Below are 22,339 nucleotides of genomic sequence, written 5' to 3' on the forward strand. Positions count from 1 at the left end.
GCCTGGCCTGTTACGCGCCGGAATCCGGCGAGGTTGCGCCTCAGCGCATGGTGACGAACTCTTCCGCCGCGGTCGGGTGGATCGCCACGGTGTTGTCGAAGTCCTTCTTGGTGGCGCCCATCTTCACCGCCACCGCGAAGCCCTGCAGGATTTCATCCATGCCGAAGCCGATGCCGTGCAGGCCGACGATTTTCTCTTCTTTACCCGCGCACACCAGCTTCATGCGGCACGGCTGGCGGTGCTGCGTCACGGCGCTGTACATGGCGGTGAAGGAGGATTTGTACACCTTCACGTTGTCCGCGCCGAACTTCTCGATGGCTTCCGGCTCGGTCAGGCCGACGGTGCCGATCGGCGGGTGGCTGAACACCACGGTGGCGATGTTGCTGTAGTCCAGGTGTTCGTCCGGCTTGTTGTTGAACAGGCGCTCGGACAGGCGGCGGCCGGCGGCCACGGCGACCGGGGTCAGCTCTACCGCGCCGGTGTTGTCACCCACCGCGTAGATGCCTTTGACGTTGGTGTTCTGGAACTTATCGACGTCGATGTAGCCTTTCTCATTGGTTTTCACCCCGGTAACGCCGAGGTTCAGGTTGTCGGTCGCCGGTTCGCGGCCGATGGCCCAGATCAGGCAGTCGACGGTGAATGCTTTGCCGTTTTCCAGCTGCAGCGTCAGGCTGCCGTCGGCGTTCTTGACGATCGCTTTCGGCACCGATTCGGTGTGCAGGCTCGGCCCTTCGGTGTTCATTACTTCCACCAGGGTTTCGACGATCATCGGATCGAAGCTGCGCAGCGGCGCGTGCTTGCGCACGAACAGGTGCGTTTCGGCGCCCAGCGCGTTCAGCACGCCGGCGATTTCCACGGCGATATAGCCGGCGCCCACCACGGCGACGCGTTTCGGCATGGCGTCCAGCTCAAAGAAGCCGTCGGAGTCGATGCCGTATTCCGCACCCGGAATAGCCGGATGGCTCGGGCGGCCGCCGGTGGCGATCAGGATGTGGTCGGCGGTGATGGTCTCGCCGTTCACTTCCACGGTGTGCGCATCCACGAAGCGCGCGAAGCCTTTGATCACGTCGACCTTGTTCTTGCCCAGCACGTTATCGTAGGAGTTGTGGATGCGATCGATATAGGCGGTGCGGTTGGCGACCAGCTTTTTCCAGTCGAAGGCGTTGACGGTGGTGTCGAAGCCGTAATCCGGGCCGTACTGATGGATGGCCTCGGCGATCTGCGCCGCGTGCCACATGACTTTTTTCGGTACACAACCCACGTTTACACAGGTGCCGCCCAGCTCTTTGGCTTCAATCAGCGCACACTTTTGGCCGTACATGGCTGCCCGGTTGATCGATGCGATACCGCCGCTGCCGCCGCCAATTGCTAGATAATCGTAATGTTTCGTCATCTGGGATTTCCATGAGTTGTGAATTTGAAGAGGGTAAGAGTTTAACGCCTGACCGGGGTTTGTCGCAAAGATTGCGTCGATGGCTGCGATAGGTGGACGCAGGGCGCGGCAAACCGCGCCCTGATGGGGTTTATTCCGGTACCACCCAGTTCACCAGATGGTGACCGATGCCCGACGGCACCAGCACCTTGTGCAGCCACGGCAGCACGTTCTTCATCTGCTGTTCCAGCTTCCACGGCGGGTTGATGACGATCATGCCGGAGGCGGTCATGCCGCGCTGATCGCTGTCGGGTTTCACCGCCAGTTCGATCTGCAGAATGCGGCGAATGCCGGTGGCTTCCAGATCGCGCAGCATGCGTTTGATCTGCTGGCGCATCACCACCGGGTACCACAGCGCGTAAGTGCCGGTGGCGAAACGCTTGTAGCCTTCCTGAATGCCTTTGACCACGTCCTGGTAATCGGTCTTCATTTCATACGGCGGGTCCATCAGGATCAGACCACGGCGCGACAGGGGCGGCAGCTGGGATTTCAGCTGCTGATAACCGTCGGCACGCTGCACTTTGGCGCGTTCGTCTTTCTGGAACTCGCTGCGCAGCAGCGGGTAGTCGCTCGGGTGCAGCTCGGTCAGGTGGATTTTGTCCTGCGGGCGCAGCAGCTGGCGGGCGATCAGCGGCGAGCCGGGATAATAGCGCAGCGTGCCGGAACGGTTGAAGTTGTGCACCACGCTCATGTAGGCCGCCAGCTCTTCCGGCAGATCGTCGCGTTGCCACAGCAAACCGATGCCTTCCAGGTATTCGCCGGTGCGCTCGGCGTGTTCGCCGCTGAGCTGATAACGGCCCGCGCCCGAGTGGGTATCCAGATACAGGAACGGCTTCTCTTTTTCCTTCAGCGACTCGATGATCAGGCTCTGAACGGTGTGCTTGAGCACGTCGGCGTGGTTGCCGGCGTGGAAACTGTGGCGATAACTTAACATGACGGGTGGCGGTTCCTTGTGCTCCGCAGACGGAGCATTCAATGCAATAAGGCTTATAATCTGCACAGTATAAACTGTCTGGCCGGGAAAAACCGGACTCCGTTGCCGCAGACGTTAACAGAAAGGGACAGGACGATGAGCAAACAGGCGATTTTGGCGAATTACCCCGACGCGGCGCGCTGGGCGTTCGGCGACGGCCCCGCGTTAGCCGACGAACTGCTGGGATTGGTGCTGAGCGGGGATAAAACCGCCACCTGCAGTTCCTATGCGAGCTATCGTCGGGAACAAACCCCGCGGATCGGCGATTACAGCATCGTTCTTGATGGCCGCGGCGAACCGGCCTGCGTGATCAGAACCCTGGCGCTGCGCCTGGTGCGCTACGATCGGGTGACCGCCGAGATGGCTGCCAAAGAGGGCGAAGGCGACAAAAGCCTGGCGTTTTGGCGCGAGGGGCATCAGGCGTTCTTTACCCGCGAGGGGAGCTTTGCGCCGGACATGTGGCTGGTGTTCGAAGAGTTCGAACGGGTTGAAACGCTGTGAATCACAAGGAGAAAGGATGAGCTGCATTTTTTGCGACATCGTGGCGGGCAAGGCGCCATGCCATAAAATCTGGGAAGACGACGACCATCTGGCGTTCCTGTCCATCTTTCCCAACACCGACGGTTTCAGCGTGGTGATCCCCAAGGCGCACCACCCGAGCTACGCCTTTGACCTGCCGGACGAGGTGCTGAGCGCGTTGATGCTGGCGACCAAGCGGGTGGCGAAGCAGCTGGATCGCGCGTTCGACGACGTCGGCCGCTGCGGCATGGTGTTCGAGGGCTACGGCGTCGACCATGTGCATGCCAAACTGATCCCGCTGCACGGCACCGCATCGCTGGAACAGTGGCGGCCGATCGAATCGACCTCGCCGAAGTTTTTCGAACGTTATGAGGGCTATATCTCCTCCCACGATGCGGCGCGCGCCGACGACCAACAGCTGGCGGCGCTGGCCGCCCGCATCCGCCAAAGCGCCATTTAAGGCACGAACGATCAACGCCGGGCATTGATTTTCCTGCTGTCTGGCTCCATGTTAGAGATTCATACGCATTTTAAGGCTCGCCCGTGCGGCGGGCCCAACGCTAATCAGGACTGCCCTATGACAAATCCGTTGCTGACCCCGTTTTCCCTGCCGCCTTTCTCGGCGATCCGCCCTGAAGATATCGTGCCAGCGGTGCAATCCGCGCTGGCGGACTGCCGCGCCGCGGTAGAGCGCGTGGTCGCGCAGCCGGGGCCGTTCACCTGGGACAATCTGTGTCAGCCGCTGGCGGAGTCGGACGATCGCCTGTCGCGCATCTGGTCGCCGATCGGGCACCTGAACTCGGTGAAAAACAGCCCGGAGCTGCGCACCGCCTATGAGCAGGCGTTGCCGCTGCTGTCCGAGTACGGCACCTGGGTCGGCCAGCACGAAGGGCTGTACCAGGCCTACCGCAGCCTGAAAGAGGGCGCGGCGTTCGAGGCGCTGAGCGTGCCGCAGCGCAAGGCGGTGGACAACGCGCTGCGCGATTTCGAACTGTCGGGCATCGGCCTGTCGGCGGATAAACAGCAGCGCTACGGCGAGATCGTCGCGCGCCTGTCCGAACTGGGTTCCACCTACAGCAATAACGTGCTCGACGCCACCATGGGCTGGAGCAAACTGATTACCGACGAAGCGGAACTGAGCGGCCTGCCGGAAAGCGCCCTGGCACAGGCGCAGGCGATGGCGCAGGCCAAAGAGCAGGACGGCTGGTTGCTGACGCTGGACATGCCGAGCTACCTGCCGGTGCTGACCTACGCCGACAACCGCGCGCTGCGCGAAGAGATGTACCGCGCCTTCGCCACCCGCGCCTCCGATCAGGGGCCGAACGCCGGCAAATGGGACAATAGCGAAGTGATGGCGGAAACGCTGGCGCTGCGTCATGAGCTTGCTCAGCTGCTGGGCTTCGATACCTACGCCGACAAGTCGCTGGCGACCAAGATGGCGGAAAGCCCGGAGCAGGTGATCGGCTTCCTGAGCGATCTGGCCAAGCGCGCCCGCCCGCAGGCCGAGCAGGAGCTGGCGCAGCTGCGCGCCTTCGCCAAACAGCACTATGGCGTGGACGAGCTCGAAGCCTGGGACATCACCTATTACGGCGAAAAACAGAAACAGCATCTGTTCTCCATCAGCGACGAGCAGCTGCGCCCGTACTTCCCGGAGCAGCGGGTGGTGGAAGGGCTGTTCGAAGTGGTGAAACGCATCTACGGCATCACAGCCAAAGAGCGTAAAGACGTCGAGACCTGGCATCCGGACGTGCGCTTCTTCGATCTGTTCGACGCCGACGGCGAGCTGCGCGGCAGTTTCTACCTCGATCTGTACGCCCGCGAAAACAAACGCGGCGGCGCCTGGATGGACGACTGTGTCGGCAGCCTGCGCAAGGCCGACGGCACGTTGCAAAAACCGGTCGCTTACCTGACCTGCAACTTCAACCGCCCGCTGGGCGATCAGCCGGCGCTGTTCACCCATAACGAAGTGACCACGCTGTTCCACGAATTCGGCCACGGTCTGCATCACATGCTGACGCAGATCGATACCGCCGGCGTCTCCGGCATCAACGGGGTGCCGTGGGATGCAGTCGAGCTGCCGAGCCAGTTTATGGAAAACTGGTGCTGGGAGCCGGAAGCGCTGGCGTTTATCTCCGGCCACTATCAGAGCGGCGAGCCGCTGCCGAAGGAAATGCTCGACAAGCTGCTGGCGGCCAAGAATTACCAGGCGGCGCTGTTTATCCTGCGCCAGCTGGAGTTCGGCCTGTTCGATTTCCGCATGCACTTCGAATACAGCCCGGAGAAAGGGGCGCAGATCCTGCCGACGCTGGCGGAAGTGAAGAAAATGGTGGCGGTGGTGCCTTCGCCGAGCTGGGGCCGTTTCCCGCACGCCTTCAGCCACATCTTCGCCGGCGGCTACGCGGCAGGTTACTACAGCTACCTGTGGGCGGAAGTGCTGTCGGCCGACGCCTACTCGCGCTTCGAAGAAGAGGGGATTTTCAACGCCGAGACCGGCAAATCCTTCCTCGACAACATCCTGTCGCGCGGCGGTTCGGAAGAGCCGATGGCGCTGTTCAAACGCTTCCGTGGCCGCGAGCCGCAGCTGGATGCTATGCTGCGCCATTACGGCATTAAAGGATAACCCGACACGTGAGCGTGTGTTTATTGTGTGAAGCAGGCGCCGATCCCGGCGCCTTGTCTGTTTTGGCGCAGCGCTGGCGGCTGGCGTCTGACGACGACGCGCCGATGGCGCTGGTATTGACTCCGCAGCGGCTGGAGCTGCGCAAGCGCGACGAGCCGAAGCTGGGCGGGATCTACGTCGATTTCGTCTCCGGCGCCATGGCGCACCGGCGCCGCTTTGGCGGCGGCCGCGGCGAGGCGGTGGCCAAGGCGGTCGGCATCAAGGGCAGTTACCTGCCGGACGTGGTGGACGCCACCGCCGGGCTGGGGCGAGACGCCTTTGTGCTGGCGGCGTTGGGCTGCCGGGTGCGGATGCTGGAACGCAATCCGGTGGTGGCGGCGTTGCTGGACGACGGCCTGCAGCGCGGCTATCAGGATGCGGAAATCGGCCCGTGGCTGCGCGAGCGCCTGACGCTGCTGCACGCCTCCAGCCTGACGGCGCTGGCGGATCTCAGCCCGCGTCCTGAGGTGGTGTATCTCGATCCGATGTTCCCGCACAAGCAGAAAAGCGCGCTGGTGAAGAAAGAGATGCGGGTGTTTCAATCGCTGGTGGGCAGCGATGATGACGCCGACGGCCTGCTGGAACCGGCGCGCCGTTTGGCCACCAAGCGCGTGGTGGTGAAACGCCCGGACTACGCGCCGCCGCTGGCCGACGTGCCGGCGCACGCCGCCACGCTGACCAAAAGCCACCGTTTCGATATCTACATGCCGCTGTAATGTCTGCCGGGCCCGCCGTGTCGGGCCCTCAATTTTCCTCTCGCAAACTTTTCCCCACGCCGCCGCCCGGATGCACCGCCAGCAAGGCGCTCTTGTCGTAACCGCTGCGCGCCATCAGGCAGGCGCAGGCGGCGTCGAAGATCGCCAACACCAGCACAATTGAGGTGGTGGCCAGCATGTTCAGCGGATCTATCTCCTTCTGCACCCCGGTAGCGATCGTCAGCTGCGCCGCCTGCGCGATGGTGGAATGCGGGTTTTCCGTCACCGCGATCAGCGTCACCCCCTTGGCCTGCAGCGTCGGCAGCAGGCGGGTCAGCTCGTCGGAATTGCCGCCGCGCGAGATCAGGATCAGCAGATCGTCGGCGCGCAGGAAGCCCAGATCGCCGTGCGCCGCGCCGGTGGCGTCGAGATAGACCGCCGGCCGCTCCACGCAGGCCAGCATGTGGGCTATCTTGCGCGCCGCAATCCCCGAGGTGCCGACGCCGGTGACGGCGATTTTACCGCGGCAGTCGGCCAGCAGCGCCAGCAGCCGCTGCCAGGTGTGCGCGTCGAGGCGTTCGCCCAGCTGCGCCAGCTCCTGGCTGTAGGTTTGCCAGCCCTGTACGGCCTGCCGCCACTCCTGCTGCATCACGCCTCCTCCTGCATCAACCGGCGGTATTTCATGTGGTCGTTGTACAGCTCGTGGAACACCCGGTATTTACGGTCGTAATAGCTTTTTATCTGGTTGGTCTGCGGCGTCACCGTCTTGCCGATGCGGCTCATGGCGCTCATCGCCTCCGGCAAGGTGTCGAACACGCCGGCCGCCACGGTGCCCATCATCGCGCCGCCCAGCAGCATCGCCTCGCTCTCCTCCGGCAGCAGCATGGCGCAGCCGGTGGCGTTGGCGTGTTCCTGCACGAAGATCGGGTTCTTGGTGCCGCCGCCGCTGGCCATGATGGTGTCGATGCTGTAGCCGCTGTGGTTCATGGTTTCGATGATGTGGCGAGTGCCGAGCGCGATGGCCTGAATGGTGGCCAGGTAGTGCAGCGCCATGTCTTCCGGCGTGCGCGACAGCTTCAGCCCGGTCAGGATACCGGTCAGCGTCGGGTTGGCACGCGGCGAGCGGTTGCCGTGGAAGTACGGCAGCATGTGAATGTCCTGCGTCAGGAAGGCGATGTTCTCCGGCTCGCCGGCCATGCGGCGCAGAATGGCGTTCAGCACCTCATAGATGGTCTGGCCCTGGGTTTTCGCCTGCGCCAGCAGCTCCTGATAGCACGGATGCGACTGGATGACGTGGTCGATCAGCGCGCCGGTGGCGGACTGGCCGCCCTCGTTCAGCCAGTATTCCGGCAGGATCGCCGAGTAATACGGCCCCCAGACGCCGCCGATAAAGCGCGCGGTACGCGACATCGCCATATGGCCGGTGGAGGTGCCGCCGATCAGCGCGACGCGGCGATTGAAGTCGGCCACCTCGCCGGAGACGCCGGTGGCGCCCAGCGTGCCGAGGGTGCCGGCGTGGGCGTCGATGATTGACACGCTCACCGCCGTGCCGGCGATCAGTCCCATCTCGCTGGCGGCGCGCTGAGTCAGGCCGTGGCCCAGCGGCTCACCCATCATTTTGACGTCGCTGCCGATCTTGGCCGCGTCATGTTCCAGCACGTCTTCCAGCCCGATCTGCTGGAAGTAGCTCTTGTCCCAACGCTGCTCGTGGCCGAGATAGGTCCACTTGCACACCGTCGAGCACAGCGAACGGGTGGCGTCCTGGGTGGCGCGCCAGGTGAGAAAGTCCGGCAGATCGAACAGGTAGCCGGCGTTGGCCCAGGTGGTGGGCATGTGTTGCTTCAGCCACAGCAGTTTCGGCGTCTGCATCTCCGGCGAAATGATGCCGCCGACGAAGTCCAGCACCCGGTGTTTGGTGGCGTTGATGCGCTCGGCCTGGGCGATCGCCCGGTGATCCATCCACACGATGATGTTCTGTTCGGTACGGCCGGAGGGGCTGACGGTCAGCGGCTTGCCCTCTTTATCCAGCACCACCAGCGAACAGGTGGCGTCGAAGCCCAACCCCTTGACCTGGATCGGGTTGATGTCGGCCTGGTTGACCGCGTCGCGCACCGCATTGCACACCGCCTGCCAGATGTTATCCGACGACTGCTCGACGAAATCTGCCTTCGGCCGGTACAGATCGATGGCCCGGCTGGCCTGGCCGACCATGCGCCCATTGAGATCGAATACGCCTGCGCGCGCGCTTCCGGTGCCCACATCTACGCCAATAAAATAGCTCGCCATTATCTGTTTTCTCCTAAGCTTTTCGATTCTGTAACGCGATAAACAGGATCAGCACGCCGCCCCACAGGGCCATGGTCAGGTAGCTGCTGACCCCCAGCAAATTGAGGCCGCTTTCCAACATTTGCAGCACGATCAGCGCCAGCACCAGCCCCAGAATGCGGCCGAAACCGCCGTCCGGGTTGATGCCGCCCAGCACCGAGGCCAGAATGGTCACCAGCAGATAAGATTCGCCGTAGCCGGCCTTGGCCGAGTTGAACTTGGCCATCATCAGCAGCGCGGCGCCCCAGCCGAGCAGCGCCGACAGGATGTACACCGCGATCTGCACCCGCGCGGTGTTCACGCCGCTAAAGCGGGTGGCCTGCTCGTTGGAGCCGATCAGGTACAGGCTGCGGCCCAGCGTGGTGTGCTCCAGCAGCAGCCACAGACCGATCGCCACCAGCAGGAACAGGATCAGCGCCACCGGCACGCCGAGCACTGCGCCGTTGCCGAGAAATTGAATCGCCGCCGGGAAGCCGGAGATCACCGCGCCGTTGGACAGCAGGATGTTCAGGCCGGTGATCAGCGTCATGGTGCCGAGCGAGGCGAGGATCGGCGAAACGCCGATCCAGGCTACCAGCGCGCCGTTCAGCGCGCCGATCGCCACCGCCACCAACAGGCCGGCCAACAGCGCCAGCGCCAGGAACAGCGGCTGGTCGGGATGGCTGACGATGATCGCCGCCATCACCAGCGAACAGGCGTTGGCGCCGGCGATGATCGACAGGTTGATGCCGCCGGTCAGCATGGTGATGCCCATGCCGAGCGCCAGCAGGCCGAGGATCGGCAGCTGCGAGGCGATCGACTGGAAGTTGCCGAGGCTGAAGAAGCGCGATCCGAGCAGCCCGGCGAACAGCAGCGCCACCGCGATGATGATCGCGCCCTGCAGGCGAATGAGCCGATCGTTTGGGATCAACCGAGTTAACTGCGTCATGTCAGATCTCCTTGAGCAGCTTGCGTTTTTCGTTCCAGGCGGTGGTGCTGATGCTGATCAAAATGATCGCGCCGCTGAATACCTGGTGCCAATAGGCCGAGACGCTGAGCAGCGTCAGCCCGTTTTGCAGGAAGGCCAGCAGCACCACGCCGAGCAGGGTGCCGGTCAACGATCCGCGGCCGCCGCTCATGCTGGTGCCGCCCAGCACCACCGCCGCCAACACCGTCAGCTCGAAACCGAGCAGCGAGTTGGGCGCCACCGACTGGGTGATTTGCGCCTGCACCACCGCCGCGACGCCGGCCAGAATGCCCATATAGCCGTAGACGCAAAAATGCAGCCGCAGCAGATTCAGCCCCAGGCGCGACGCCGCGTCGCGATTGCCGCCCATGGCGTAGATCTGGCGCCCCAGCCGGGTGCGGTTCATCAGCACGCCGGTGACGACGATGGTCGCCAGCAGGCACAGCAGCGGCAGCGTCAGGCCGTAGTCGTAGCCGTCGGCGCCCTGGAACGAGAACCAGTTGATGCCGTTCATGAACCAGTCAGGGAAGCCGTACAGCCAGGTGCCGTTGGTGGCGTATACCAGCAGGCCGTAGAACAGGTTAAGGGTGGCGATGGTGATGATGATCGCTGGCACCTTGAGCCAATACACCAGGAAACCGTTCACCAGCCCGAGCAGCAGGCCGACGCCGATCGCCAGGGCGAACGCCAACGGGAAGCTGCCGCCGTGCTGGATCACCCAACTGGCCATCACGTATTGGGCGATGGCGGTGATCGCCGGGAACGAAATGTCGATGCCGCCGGCGATCAGCACCACGAACAGCCCGCAGGCCAGAATGCCGAGAATGGCGTAGCTGGTGGCGACGTCGGTCAGGTTACCGAGCGTCAGAAACTCATCGGTGCCGGCGCTCAGGCCGATCGCCAGCAGCAGCACCAGCAGGCCGAGATAAAACTCGTGCCGCCCGGCCAGGCGGGCCAATAATGACTTATCCATTCACCACCTCGGCGATCTGTTGTTCGGTACTCTGGTGCGGCGCGAATTCGGCGATCAGCTCGCCCTTGCGCATCACCATCACCCGATGGCTGTTGTAATAGGCTTCCGGGATCTCGTCGCAGATCATCAGCACCGCCATGCCCAGCTGCGCCAGATCGCGGGCGATCTGGTAGATCCCCTCTTTGTTGGCGATGTCCACGCCGACGGTAGGCGAGTCGAGGATCAGGATCTTCGGCTGAGTCGCTACCCATTTGGCGATGGCGATGCGCTGGGCGTTGCCGCCGGACAGGGTCTTCACCGGCAATGCGCTGTCGGACACCTTGATGTTCAAATCGCGGATCAGCCGGTTGACCAGCTCGGTCGCCTTGGCGTGATCCAACAATCCAAGCGAGGTATGCAGCCGATCGAAGACGGTGACGATGGTGTTGTCGTAGATCGATTGCTCCATGATCAATCCCTGCGTCAGACGATCCTCCGACACATAGCCGATGCCGTGGCGCACCGCTTCGCGGTTGTTGTGCAGCTGCACCGCTTGGCCCTCGATGCGGATCTCGCCGCTGTCCGGCCGCGTCATGCCGAACAGGCTGAGGCACAGTTCGGTGCGGCCGGCGCCGAGCAGGCCGACGATCGAGACGATCTCGCCGCCGCGCAGCGCCAGATTGACGTTGCGGTATTTCTCGCCGCGGCTGAGGTTGCGCACCTCGAGCAGCGGCGCCTGTTCGGCCGGCGGCAGCGGCGGTAGCGGGCTGTAGTGGAAGCGTTGGCCGGTCATCAGGAACGCCAGTTCATGGCTGTCCAGTTCGCTGGCCGGCCAGGTGCCCACCAGCTTGCCGTCGCGCATCACGCTGATGCGATCGGCGACTTCCATCACTTCATCCAATCGGTGGCTGACGAACACCACGCAGATGCCGGCTGCTTTCAATTCGTTGACCACCCGCAGCAGGCCGTCGACCTCCTGGCGGGTCAGCGAGGCGGTCGGTTCGTCCATGATAACCAACCGCGCTTCGGCGGCGATGGCGCGGCAAATCGCCACCAGCTGCCGATCGGCGATCGACAGTTTTTCCACCTTTTTATCGGGATCGATGCGCACGCCGACCCGCGCCATGGCGTCCAGCGCCGTCTGGCGCATCAATCGCTTGCGCACCCAGAAGCGGCCGCCGGGCAGGTAACGGTGGATGGCGATGTTTTCCGCCACCGTCAGGTTAGGGAACAGCGACAGGTCCTGGTAGATCACCTGTATGCCGTAATAACCGGACAGCTGCGGCGTCAGGGCGTGGAAGAGTTTGCCTTCCAGCGAAATGTTGGCGCCTTTTTCCGGCTGATAGACGCCGGAGATGATTTTAATAATGGTGCTTTTGCCGCAGCCGTTTTGCCCGGCCAGGCAGTGCACTTCGCCAATATTGAGCGTCAGGTTGATCTGGTCTAATGCCAGCACGCCTGGGAATCGCTTGCTGATATTCTCCAGGGTGATAAATGCGGGGGAGGCTGTCATAACGTTAACCTGTGCTTGCGTAGCGGCCGAAGCCCTGGGCGCAGCAGGCTGCGCCCCTACGAGGGTTTAACTACTTTCCCGGTGTAGCGAAATTACGCGAAAAATCAGAATCCGAGCGATTTGGCGTTGTCTTTGGTCACTTCCAGAATCTTATTAAACCGAATCACTTTGTGTTCCATATCGACGTCGGCCTTGCCGAGGCCCTCGATCGACAGGTCTTTGTTCACGTCCTTGCCCTGCAGCAGCTGATCGGCCACCGTCACCAGCGCATAACCGGCGTCTTTCGGATCCCACAGCAGCGCTTTCTTGATGTCGCCGCGCATCAGGTAAGGGGCGGCCTGCGCCGGCATGGCGATGCCCACCACCGCAATTTTGTCCTTGGCGCGCTTCTTGGCCACCGCCTGGCCGGCGCCGATCGGGCCGAGCGAGCCGAAGCCGATGATGCCTTTCATCTGCGGATAGGTTTTCATCAGATCCAGCGTGGTGGCGTAGGATTTGTCGATGCTTTCCGCCACCGGCAAGCGCGAGGTGACTTCAAACATGTCCGGGTATTTTTCTTTCTGATACTTGATGGCGGAATCGGCCCAGGCGTTGTGCAGCGGCACGGTCAGCGAGCCGACGTAGATCGCGTAGCCGCCTTTGCCGCCCATGTCTTTCGCCAGCTCATCGACGTTGGCCTGCGCGTATTTCTCGCTGTCGATGGTCTCGATGTCCCATTGGCCGATCTGCTGGTCCGGGGATTCATGGGTCAGCACCACGATGCCTTTGTCACGCGCTTTTTTCAGCACCGGCTCCAGCACTTTGGCGTCGTTCGGCACCACGATGATGGCGTTGACGTTCTTGGCGATCAGATCCTCAATCACCTTGACCTGTGCGGCCGGATCCGGCGTAGAAGGGCCGGTCTGGTAGGCGTTGACGTCGAGTTTTTTCGCCGCTTCGTTGACGCCCACTTCCATGCGGTTGAACCACGGAATGCCGGTCACTTTGGCGACCACGGCAATCTCATATTTATCAGCGGCGAACACAGGTGTTGTCGATAACATGCACGCAGAAACCACACATGCATTTAATAATGCGAGGTTAAATTTCATTAGCTGTACCTTTTTTTATCTGTAGGGGTGGCGGTTTTTCCACCGCTGCAGATTACAAAGGAATGGAAGAGGGGGCGTAGCCGAAGTTAACGAAATGTGATCTGCGCATATTTAAGTAAAATATTAGCGGTTTTAGTGTTAAATAAATGTTTAATTATTTGTCGGTGGTAAATTTACTACCAACTAATAGGTTGTAAATAACTTTTTATTAACTTTTAATTAACTTTTGTGCATCATTTTGATGGCTTGGACGCGGAAAAAAATGCCGGCGCAGAGGCCGGCATTGAAGCATTTAATCGATGTGTGAACAAGATCACCTTTGCGCCCGATTACAGCACGCCCTGCGCCAGCATCGCCTCCGCAACCTTGACGAAACCGGCGATATTCGCGCCGTGTACATAGTGGGTTTGCTTGCCCTCGCCGCCGTATTCCACGCAGGCATGGTGAATATCCGCCATGATATGTTGTAAACGTACATCCACTTTTTCCGCCCGCCAGCCGATGCGCGCGGCGTTTTGCGCCATCTCCAGCCCCGAGGTGGCCACGCCGCCGGCGTTGGCCGCCTTGCCGGGCGCGAACAGCACCCCGGCGTCGAGGAAGGCGTCGGTGGCCTGGATGGTGGTCGGCATGTTGGCGCCTTCCGCCACCGCTTTCACCCCGTTGCGGATCAGCGTCTGCGCCGCCTCGAGATCCAGCTCGTTCTGGGTGGCGCACGGCAGGGCGATATCCACCGGCACGCTCCACGGCTGCTGGCCCGCCAGATACGTCAGACCGCGCTCACGGGCATAGTCCGCCACCCGGCCGTAACGCTGGTTCTTGATCTCCGCCAGGTGCGCCAGCTTCTCGGTGGTGAAACCGTCTTCGTCCACCAGGGTGCCGCCGGAATCCGATACGGTGATCACGCGCGCGTCCAGCTCCAGCGCTTTCTCGATGGTGTACTGCGCCACGTTGCCGGAGCCGGATACCGCCACCCGCATGCCCTCAAAGCCCAGGCCGTGGCGCTGCAGCATGGCGTCGGTAAAGTACACCAGGCCGTAGCCGGTCGCCTCGGGGCGGATCAGGCTGCCGCCGAAGGAGAGGCCCTTGCCGGTAAACACGCAGGCGGTGTTGTTGGACAGTTTTTTCATCATGCCGGCCATAAAGCCGACTTCACGGCCGCCGACGCCGATGTCGCCGGCCGGCACGTCGGTGTCCGGGCCCAAGTGGCGATACAGCTCGGTCATCAACGCCTGGCAGAAACGCATGATCTCGCCCTGGCTTTTGCCCTTCGGATCGAAATCGGAGCCGCCTTTGCCGCCGCCCATCGGCAGGGTGGTCAGCGCATTCTTGAAGGTCTGCTCAAAGCCGAGGAACTTCAGGATCGACAGGTTTACCGACGGGTGGAAGCGCATGCCGCCCTTATAGGGGCCGATGGCCGAGTTGAACTGCACGCGGAAGGCGCGGTTGACCTGCACCTGGCCGCGATCGTCCACCCAGCTGACGCGGAACTGAATAATACGCTCGGGCTCCACCAGGCGCTCCAGCAGCGCCTGTTCGCGATAGCGCGGGTTGCGCTCGATAAATGGCCACAGCGAGGTGAACACTTCGCGCACCGCCTGCAGATATTCCGGCTGGTGAGGGTTATGGCGTTGTAACGAGGACAGGAAAGACTCTACCGATACGGCATATTCCATGGATAACTCCTTTTCGCATTAAATTTCCCCCGCTATTTCTTATAAATATGGGTATAGGCGATGCTCGGGGGAGGATGTTGTGTCTTTAGCGACTATATCATCGGAGGGCGGTTGATTATCAAGCGATTAATCGGCGTGGCGGCATGAAAAACGCCCGCAGGGCGCGGGCGTTGGTCAGTTAAGTTAGCAAACGCTTACTTTATTCGTCTTCTTCATCGCGCAGCGGCACGATCAGCATATCGATGTGCACGGTATTGATCAGCTGGCGCGCGGAAGACATCAGCTTGCTCCAGAAGTCCTGATGGTGGCCGCACAGCACCAGGTCCATATCGTATTTCTTGATGGCGTCCACCAGCACCTGCGCCAGATCGCCGCTGCCGCTCAGGGTCTCGGTGATCGGGTAGCCGGCGTTTTGCGACAGCTCGGTCAGCGCCTGATGGGTTTCTTCAGAGATGCGTTTTTGCATGTCGCCGAGATTGACGTCGATAAGGCCGGTATAGAGGTCGGAATAGTTGACATCGACGTGGATCAGAGAAACTTTGGCGTTATACGGCCGCGCCATAGAGACGGCTTTTTCTACCAGGATCTTGCTTTCCGGGGATAGGTCTACCGCGATCAATATGTGTTTGTAAGCCATAAGAATACTCCTTCCATAAACATGCCGATTAAAAAGGGTTAGCAGGCGTTCCGTGTACCCGCCTGGCGCTGTTGGTTCCATAGTATCATTCGGATAACGCAATGATATGTTGGGGCGATCACACTGCGCCGCATCGAAAATCTCTGCGCACGATACCTTTCGTTGTACACCCGCGCGGCGTAAAAGCCTATGGGTTATGCGGGTTTTAACGGTCTGACCGCTTGAATTATAAGCGTTATTAAACAAAGTATAGCGCTAAATGTGCAATCAGCGCTCCAGATGCGGCTGCAGCAGGCTTTCAAACCACTCATGAAACACCGCCAGGCGCCTTGAGCGCTGGCGGCGATGGGGATAGATCAGGGCGATCGGCATGGAGGTGGCGCGGTAACCGGGCAGGACTTCCACCAGTTCACCGGCGTCGAGCAGGTGTTGTACGTCGTAGCGCGGGATTTGCATCAGCCCCAGCCCGGCGCGGCAGCAGGCGATATAGCTTTCGGCGTTGTTGACCACCACCCGGCTGGGCAGTTCGAGCCGTTGCGTATGGCCGTCGCCGGTCAGGTATTCCCAGGGGGATTCGCGGCCGGTTCTGGGCGAGGCGTAGCCGATGCTCCAGTGCCCCTCGGCAAGATCGCCGGGGTGGAGCGGATGACCGAATTCGCTCAGGTAGGCGGGGCTGGCGCAGTTGATCAGCGCGATATGGCCGAGCGGCCGCATCACCAGGCTGCTGTCGTGCAGATCGCCGACGCGCACCGCGCAGTCGACCCCCTCCTGCACCAGATCGATGGCGCGATCGGCGGAGCCGAGCATCAGCTGCAGGTGAGGATGGCGCCGCAGCAAGCCGGGCAGCGCCGGAGCGATCAGCCGGCGGGCGATGCGGCTCGGCACGTCGACGCTGAGCCGCCCGGAGGCCTGCCGTTGGCTGGCCTGAAATGACTGATCGATGTCTTCCACTTCGGCCAGCAGCGGGCGCAGCCGCTCGAGCAGCTGTTCGCCGTCGGCGGTCAGCCGCACCTGCCGCGTGGTGCGGTGCAACAGGCGCACGCCTAGTTGCGTTTCCAATTGCTGTACGGCGGCGGAGACCGAGGCGCGCGGCACCTCCAGCGCATGGGCCGCCCGGATAAAGCTGCCCATTTCCGCCACCTGTACGAATACGCGGTATTGATTGAATCTGTCCATCTCGTTGACCTGCTGTTCCTTGGCGCCGTTCCCGACAGAAAGTGTAGCCGCATGGCGCGGTTGCGCGCGAGCAGGTGCGGGGGCCTCTCCGCCCCCGTCGAACTATTTGGTGGTGTAGCCGCCGTTGATCAGGATGGTTTGGCCGGTTACCCACCAGCCGTCGCTGACCAGATGGCGGATGAACGGCACCACGTCTTCGATATCGGTCAGGCCGGTTTTGCTGAACGGCGACAGCGCCGCCGCCGTTTTGTGGTAGGCCACGGCGTCCGCACCCTCTGCCGGGTAGAAGAACGGGGTGTCCATCGGGCCGGGGCCGACTGCCGTCACGGAGATGCCGCGTTCGCCGAACTCCTTGGCGGCGGCGCGGGTGAAGTGCTCCACCGGCGCCTTGGTGCCGGCGTAAGCGGCGTAGAACGGCGTGAAGGCGCCGAGCAGCGAGGTGACCAGCGTGCAGATTTTACCGTTGTCGTTAAGGTGCTTGCCCGCCTCTTTCAGGAAGAAGAACGCGGTTTTGGCGTTGACCGCCGTCATCTCGTCGTACTCGGCTTCGCTGATGTCGATCATCGGCTTTTTCAACACCTTGCCGACGGTATTGATGGCGATATCCGGCTTGCCGACGGCGGCTACCGCATCGGCGAACAGCTTCTCGACCGCGCCCGCGGTGGTGAGATCGGCCTGCAGCGCGACACCTTGCGCGCCGGTGGCCTGAATGGCGGCGACGGTTTTTTCCGCTTCGGTTTTGGAGGCGGCGCTGTTGTAGTGGATCACCACCGCTTTGGCGCCTTGTTCAGCCAAATCGCGTGCGATCAGCCCGCCGAGGTTTTTGGCGCCGCCGGCGATGAGGACGGTTTTTCCCTTGATTGAATGGTTTGCCATAACAGTTTCCTTGGATGAGCGTAACGGAAACCTGAGTCTAGCCAGCGTGGGGGGAAAGATCAGCGGCGTGGCGCGGGATAGACTATCCAGAAAAGCGACATAATCGAAACGGACGGTTATCGCTTATAACGCCCCAGCAGGTGACTTTTCGCTACAGGGCGATAAATTTTATCCACTGCTCAGGCCAGTTTGCGTTCCATTAACCTACAATGATGGATATGGGTCTCACCATTTCTCCTCTGAGTAGAACCATGCCGTGCAAATCTCTCTGTGCGGCGCGGCAACGTCTTTGGAGGCGGTGGGTTATGGGCGTGGCCCGTGCAGGCAAAAAAGGGGATGAGAGCGGTAAGCTCCAGCAGAGTATCGGGTAATGAGGTAGGGCGGTTGGACCCGGCGGATGGCCGCGGATAACAACGCCTTGAGGGGGTAATCATGATCAGTACCGTCGCGCTGTTTTGGGCCTTATGTGTGGTGTGTGTGGTAAACATGGTGCGGTATTACTCTTCTCTGCGCGCGTTGCTGGTGGTATTGCGCGGCTGTGACCCGTTGCTGTACCAATACGTCGACGGCGGCGGCTTCTTCACCGCCCACGGCCAACCCAGCAAGCAACTGAGGCTGGTGCGCTATATCTTCGCGCAGCGCTATGTCGAACACCACGATCCGGAGTTTATTCGCCGCTGTGAGCGGGTGCGCGGGCAGTTTATGCTGACCTCGGCCCTGTGCGGCCTGGTGGTCATCTGCCTGATAGCGATGATGATTTGGTATTAATGCCTTGCTGTTTCCCTTGATGCAGGCAAAAAAAAGGCGGCCCTGCGGCCGCCTTCCTCATGATGCTTATCGCTTAGATCAGCTTCAACGCAATCCAATACAGCGCACCGGAAAGCAGAATCGAGATTGGCAGGGTCAGTACCCAGGCCAACAGGATGTTCTTCACGGTTTTGCTCTGCACGCCGCCACCGTCCACGATCATCGTCCCGGCAACCGCCGAAGAGAGGACGTGGGTGGTGGAGACCGGCATGCCGGTATAGCTCGCCACGCCGATCGACAGCGCCGCGGTCATCTGGGCCGATACGCCCTGGGCGTAGGTCATGCCTTTCTTGCCGATCTTCTCGCCGATGGTGGTGGCCACGCGTTTCCAGCCCACCATGGTACCGAGCGACAGCGCCAGCGCGACGGCGACGATGATCCACATCGGCGCGTACTCGACGGTCTGCAGCAGATCCTGACGCAGGTTCTTCAGGAAGCGCTGGTCGGCGGATGAGGTTTCCGGCAGCTTGGCGACTTTATCCGCCGTGTCGGTCACGCACATCAGCAGGCGGCGCAGGTGGCTGCGCTGGTCAACCGTCAGCTGATCGTAGCTTTGCAGGTTGGTCAGCATGCCCTGAGCCAGCTCGATCGCCGGCATGGCGCGCGAACTGTCGCAGTGGAACTCGGCCGGTTTGCCAGACGCCGCTTCGTCATCCGGGCTTGGCACCAGCGGCGTCAGCGACACCGCATGCGACAGCGCGTCGCCGTGCTGCTGGTAATATTGCTGCAGGTGGGTCACGGCGTCACGCGTACGGGTGATGTCATAACCGGTTGCATTCATATTGACCACGAAGCCGGCCGGCGCAACGCCGATCAACACCAGCATGATAAGGCCGATGCCTTTCTGGCCGTCGTTGGCGCCGTGCGAGAAGCTGACGCCAATCGCCGACAGGATCAGCGCGATACGGGTCCAGAACGGCGGCTTGCGTTTGCCGTCGACCTTTTCACGTTCCGCAGGGGTCATGTGGATACGCTGGCGTTTCTTGGTGCCACTCCAATAGCGGCGCAAGGCGAACACCATCACTCCCGCCACCATCATGCCGACCAGCGGCGAGAACAGCAGAGAAAGGAAAATGCCAATCATTTTCGGGACGTTAAGCGCATCCACCACCGAAGTGTGGGTCATCAGGGCGTTGGTTAAACCGACACCGATGATTGCGCCTATCAGCGTATGGGAACTGGAGGCCGGCAGACCGAAATACCAGGTGCCGAGGTTCCAGATGATTGCCGCCAACAGCATGGAGAAGACCATGGCTAATCCGTGTGCTGAACTGACGTTCAACAACAGATCGGTAGGCAGCAAGTGGACGATGGCGTAAGCAACACTCAAACCGCCGAGCATTACGCCAAGAAAGTTGAACAAACCTGCCATCACGACCGCAAGTTGCGAGCGCATGGCGCGGGTATAAATAACTGTAGCGACCGCATTGGCCGTATCATGAAAACCGTTGATGGCTTCATAAAACAACACGAACAACAATGCGAGAATTAACATCAGGCCGGTATGGAAATCCAGGCCAGCGAACAAATGCAGCATAAGCGTTACGCCAGTTTGTGGACATGAACGCCGCGCATTATCAGTGACAACCGGGGCCGGGGAAAAGGAAAATATGACGTTTTTTTGATTTGGACATGACGAAACGATGACGCGCCTATAACAAAAATATTGAATATCAACGCGTTATTCTCCTCTGACCTCTGTAATATTTTCTTACTGTGGCGTTGGCGGCGCCGGGGCTTTACAATCTGCCGCCGTGAATTTGGCGGTGACCGGCGGCGAAACGGCGTAATATGGCGCTCTTTTGTCGCGATTGTGGTTTTGATAAGTGAGGCTCAGGTGGAACAGTTTGATGTCGTAGTGATTGGGGCGGGTGCCGCCGGCATGTTTTGCGCCGCGCAGGCGGGGCAACTCGGTTGCCGCGTGTTGCTGCTCGACAACGGCAAAAAACCGGGCCGCAAGATCCTGATGTCCGGCGGTGGGCGCTGCAACTTTACCAACATGTACGCCGAACCGGCGGCCTATCTGTCGAACAACCCGCACTTCTGCAAGTCGGCGCTGGCGCGCTACACCCAGTGGGACTTCATCGATCTGATCAACCGCTACGGCATCGCCTACCATGAAAAAACGCTGGGGCAGCTGTTCTGCGACGATTCGGCGCAGCAGGTGGTGGATCTGCTGGTCAAAGAGTGCGAGCTGGGCCAGGTGACGATGCGCCTGCGCAGCGAAGTGCTGGGCGTGGAGAAAACCGAGAACGGCTACCAGCTGGCGCTCAATGGCGAAAAAGTAAGTGCTCGCTCACTTGTGGTGGCCAGCGGCGGATTATCCATGCCGGGGTTGGGCGCCTCGCCGTTCGGTTACAAACTGGCGGAGCAGTTCGGCCTCAAAGTGCTGCCGACGCGCGCCGGGCTGGTGCCTTTTACCCTGCATAAGCCGCTGCTGGAGCATGTGCAGACGCTATCCGGCGTGTCGGTGCCGGCGGTGATCACCGCCGAGAACGGCGTCAGCTTCCGCGAAAGCATCCTGTTTACCCACCGTGGCCTCTCCGGGCCGGCGGTATTGCAGCTGTCCAGCTACTGGCAACCGGGTGAGTATGTGAGCGTTAACTTACTTCCTGGGCTGGATCTGGCGGGCTTCCTGGATAACCAACGCCAAGAGCACCCGAACCAAAGCCTGAAAAACACCCTGGCGCTGCATTTGCCGAAGCGGCTGGTGGAGTGCTTGCAGACCCTGGGACAACTGCCGGAGGCGACGCTGAAGCAGCTGAATGCGCCGCAACAAGCGGCGCTGGTTGATCTGTTGCAGAACTGGCGAGTGCAGCCGAACGGCACCGAAGGCTACCGCACGGCGGAAGTGACGCTCGGCGGCGTCGACACCAACGAACTTTCTTCCAAGACGATGGAGGCCCACAAGGTGCCGGGGCTCTATTTCATCGGCGAAGTGGTGGACGTGACCGGGTGGCTGGGTGGCTACAACTTCCAGTGGGCCTGGAGTTCGGCCTGGGCCTGCGCCCAGGCGCTGGCGGCGCAGGGGCGTTAAAACCCGCGCAGCCTTGACACGTGCCGGGTCACGTTGGCCCGGCCTTGAGCTGATTCATTAATTTCATTTTAGTGTTGCCGTCGAGAAAACTCGCCTCCAGCGCCTGTCGGTTGCTGCGGTTAAAATCGTCATCCTGCCAGCCGAAGGCGTCATGCAACAGCTGGTACTCCTTGTTCAGCGTGGTGTCGGCGACGGTGCGCGCATCGGTATTCACGTTCAGCCGCACTCCCATCCTTTTCAGCCGATCTATCGGATGATCGTCGATGCTGTCGAACAGATTGCAGACGAGATTGCAGCTGGGGCAGATCTCGAGCAGGACGCCGGTGGCTATCAGACGCTCGATAAGGGCAGCATCCTCGATGCTCCTGACGCCGTGGCCGATGCGCGACACCTGTAGCCGCTCCAGCGTTTCCCGTACGCTGTCGGCGCCCTTCGCCTCGCCGGCGTGGGCGATGACGTTGCCGCCGGCTTCGCGCACCGCCCGAAAGGCCGCTACGTGATTGGCCAGCGGGTAACGCGCTTCATCGGCGGCCAAATCCAGCGCCGCCACGCCGCTTCCCTGATAATCGATAACCAGTTTCGCCGTTTGCAGGCTGGCGGCCGCGTCGAAATGTCGCAGCGTGCACAGGATCAGCCCGGCGGCGATGCCGTAAGCCCGTGATGCGTGATGCATGGCCGCCAGCACCGTCTCGACCACCGTTTCGCCGGTTAATCCCAGCCGGGTATGCAGCAGCGGCGCGAAGCGCAGCTCGGCATAGATGACATTATCCGCCGCCAACTGCGCGAATAAGTCCCCGACGGCCAGCGTTATCGCCTGGCGTGTCTGTAATAGATCTATTTGCGGCGCTATCTTGCTTAAAAAGTTCCCCAGATCGGCGCATCGCTTCGGCGCGATAAATTGCCGATTAAATGCCGCTCTGGTTATTTGCGGGTCGACCTTTTTGACATAGTGGTAGCTTAAACAGGTATCCAAATGGACGTGTAATTCCACTTTCTTCAATTTTCTTGGATCGAATTTCATACGGGCC

Annotated in this window: 20 protein-coding genes; 6 read left to right on the forward strand and 14 right to left on the reverse strand. The window is 61.3% G+C overall.

Annotated features, from left to right (window positions below; genetic code table 11):
* Nucleotides 1-40: 40 nt before the first annotated feature.
* Both gorA and JL05_RS05270 read right to left on the reverse strand, forming a co-directional pair.
* Complete coding sequence (gene gorA, locus JL05_RS05265; RefSeq protein ID WP_021505213.1) at nucleotides 41-1,393, reverse strand: glutathione-disulfide reductase; 1,353 nt, start codon at nucleotides 1,391-1,393, stop codon at nucleotides 41-43.
* Nucleotides 1,394-1,523: 130 nt separating this feature from the next.
* Nucleotides 1,524-2,366, reverse strand: a complete 843-nt coding sequence (locus JL05_RS05270) for a 23S rRNA (adenine(2030)-N(6))-methyltransferase RlmJ (RefSeq protein WP_004931012.1) — start codon at nucleotides 2,364-2,366, stop codon at nucleotides 1,524-1,526.
* Nucleotides 2,367-2,501: 135 nt separating this feature from the next.
* Between JL05_RS05270 and JL05_RS05275 the strand changes: the two genes are divergently transcribed.
* The 4 genes from JL05_RS05275 to rsmJ all read left to right on the forward strand — a co-directional run bounded on the left by JL05_RS05275 (nucleotide 2,502) and on the right by rsmJ (nucleotide 6,299).
* Nucleotides 2,502-2,906: an ASCH domain-containing protein gene (locus JL05_RS05275; protein ID WP_033631853.1), complete on the forward strand. Its 405-nt coding sequence runs from the start codon at nucleotides 2,502-2,504 to the stop codon at nucleotides 2,904-2,906.
* A 16-nt stretch (nucleotides 2,907-2,922) separates the two neighbouring features.
* A complete protein-coding gene (locus tag JL05_RS05280) occupies nucleotides 2,923-3,384 on the forward strand; it encodes an HIT family protein (RefSeq protein WP_033631854.1) in 462 nt (153 codons plus the stop codon).
* A 117-nt stretch (nucleotides 3,385-3,501) separates the two neighbouring features.
* On the forward strand, nucleotides 3,502-5,544 hold the full coding sequence (gene prlC / locus JL05_RS05285) for an oligopeptidase A (RefSeq protein WP_033631855.1): 2,043 nt from the start codon (nucleotides 3,502-3,504) through the stop codon (nucleotides 5,542-5,544).
* A gap of 8 nt (nucleotides 5,545-5,552) precedes the next feature.
* Nucleotides 5,553-6,299, forward strand: coding sequence for a 16S rRNA (guanine(1516)-N(2))-methyltransferase RsmJ (gene rsmJ / locus JL05_RS05290; RefSeq protein ID WP_004931005.1), 747 nt, complete (start codon nucleotides 5,553-5,555; stop codon nucleotides 6,297-6,299).
* Between the two features lie 28 nt (nucleotides 6,300-6,327).
* On the opposite strand, the gene JL05_RS05295 is transcribed toward rsmJ, so the two are convergent.
* From JL05_RS05295 to JL05_RS05340, 10 genes are all read right to left on the reverse strand, one after another.
* Nucleotides 6,328-6,927, reverse strand: coding sequence for a KpsF/GutQ family sugar-phosphate isomerase (locus JL05_RS05295; RefSeq protein ID WP_033631856.1), 600 nt, complete (start codon nucleotides 6,925-6,927; stop codon nucleotides 6,328-6,330).
* On the reverse strand, nucleotides 6,927-8,564 hold the full coding sequence (locus JL05_RS05300; RefSeq protein ID WP_004931001.1) for an FGGY-family carbohydrate kinase: 1,638 nt from the start codon (nucleotides 8,562-8,564) through the stop codon (nucleotides 6,927-6,929). The genes JL05_RS05295 and JL05_RS05300 overlap by 1 nt, the downstream gene beginning before the upstream one ends.
* Before the next feature lie 13 nt (nucleotides 8,565-8,577).
* A complete protein-coding gene (locus JL05_RS05305) occupies nucleotides 8,578-9,531 on the reverse strand; it encodes an ABC transporter permease (protein ID WP_033631857.1) in 954 nt (317 codons plus the stop codon).
* Nucleotide 9,532: 1 nt separating this feature from the next.
* Nucleotides 9,533-10,522 carry an ABC transporter permease gene (locus tag JL05_RS05310; RefSeq protein ID WP_004930997.1) on the reverse strand — a complete coding sequence of 330 codons (990 nt, stop codon included), beginning with the start codon at nucleotides 10,520-10,522 and terminating at the stop codon, nucleotides 9,533-9,535.
* Nucleotides 10,515-12,014, reverse strand: a complete 1,500-nt coding sequence (locus tag JL05_RS05315; RefSeq protein ID WP_033631858.1) for a sugar ABC transporter ATP-binding protein — start codon at nucleotides 12,012-12,014, stop codon at nucleotides 10,515-10,517. The genes JL05_RS05310 and JL05_RS05315 overlap by 8 nt, the downstream gene beginning before the upstream one ends.
* 104 nt (nucleotides 12,015-12,118) lie before the next feature.
* Complete coding sequence (locus JL05_RS05320) at nucleotides 12,119-13,105, reverse strand: autoinducer 2 ABC transporter substrate-binding protein (protein WP_028128102.1); 987 nt, start codon at nucleotides 13,103-13,105, stop codon at nucleotides 12,119-12,121.
* 329 nt (nucleotides 13,106-13,434) lie between these two features.
* A complete protein-coding gene (gene gdhA / locus JL05_RS05325) occupies nucleotides 13,435-14,778 on the reverse strand; it encodes an NADP-specific glutamate dehydrogenase (protein ID WP_016930438.1) in 1,344 nt (447 codons plus the stop codon).
* 199 nt (nucleotides 14,779-14,977) lie between these two features.
* Nucleotides 14,978-15,415: a universal stress protein UspA gene (gene uspA, locus JL05_RS05330; protein ID WP_004930988.1), complete on the reverse strand. Its 438-nt coding sequence runs from the start codon at nucleotides 15,413-15,415 to the stop codon at nucleotides 14,978-14,980.
* 267 nt (nucleotides 15,416-15,682) lie between these two features.
* Complete coding sequence (locus JL05_RS05335) at nucleotides 15,683-16,591, reverse strand: LysR family transcriptional regulator (RefSeq protein WP_033631859.1); 909 nt, start codon at nucleotides 16,589-16,591, stop codon at nucleotides 15,683-15,685.
* 102 nt (nucleotides 16,592-16,693) lie between these two features.
* Nucleotides 16,694-17,467 carry an SDR family oxidoreductase gene (locus JL05_RS05340; RefSeq protein WP_033631860.1) on the reverse strand — a complete coding sequence of 258 codons (774 nt, stop codon included), beginning with the start codon at nucleotides 17,465-17,467 and terminating at the stop codon, nucleotides 16,694-16,696.
* Between the two features lie 432 nt (nucleotides 17,468-17,899).
* On the opposite strand from JL05_RS05340, the gene uspB reads away from it, so the two are divergent.
* Entirely contained in the window at nucleotides 17,900-18,235 is a 336-nt protein-coding gene (gene uspB, locus JL05_RS05345; RefSeq protein WP_004930978.1) for a universal stress protein UspB, read from the forward strand.
* A gap of 73 nt (nucleotides 18,236-18,308) precedes the next feature.
* On the opposite strand, the gene pitA is transcribed toward uspB, so the two are convergent.
* Nucleotides 18,309-19,811, reverse strand: a complete 1,503-nt coding sequence (pitA, locus tag JL05_RS05350) for an inorganic phosphate transporter PitA (protein ID WP_015379362.1) — start codon at nucleotides 19,809-19,811, stop codon at nucleotides 18,309-18,311.
* A gap of 300 nt (nucleotides 19,812-20,111) precedes the next feature.
* On the opposite strand from pitA, the gene JL05_RS05355 reads away from it, so the two are divergent.
* Nucleotides 20,112-21,311 carry a BaiN/RdsA family NAD(P)/FAD-dependent oxidoreductase gene (locus tag JL05_RS05355; RefSeq protein ID WP_033631861.1) on the forward strand — a complete coding sequence of 400 codons (1,200 nt, stop codon included), beginning with the start codon at nucleotides 20,112-20,114 and terminating at the stop codon, nucleotides 21,309-21,311.
* A gap of 28 nt (nucleotides 21,312-21,339) precedes the next feature.
* Here the strand turns inward: JL05_RS05355 and add are convergent, their stop codons facing one another.
* On the reverse strand, nucleotides 21,340-22,332 hold the full coding sequence (gene add / locus JL05_RS05360) for an adenosine deaminase (RefSeq protein ID WP_033631862.1): 993 nt from the start codon (nucleotides 22,330-22,332) through the stop codon (nucleotides 21,340-21,342).
* Between the last annotated feature and the right edge of the window lie 7 nt (nucleotides 22,333-22,339).

It is taken from the genome of Serratia nematodiphila DZ0503SBS1 (assembly GCF_000738675.1).
GTDB lineage: Bacteria > Pseudomonadota > Gammaproteobacteria > Enterobacterales > Enterobacteriaceae > Serratia > Serratia nematodiphila.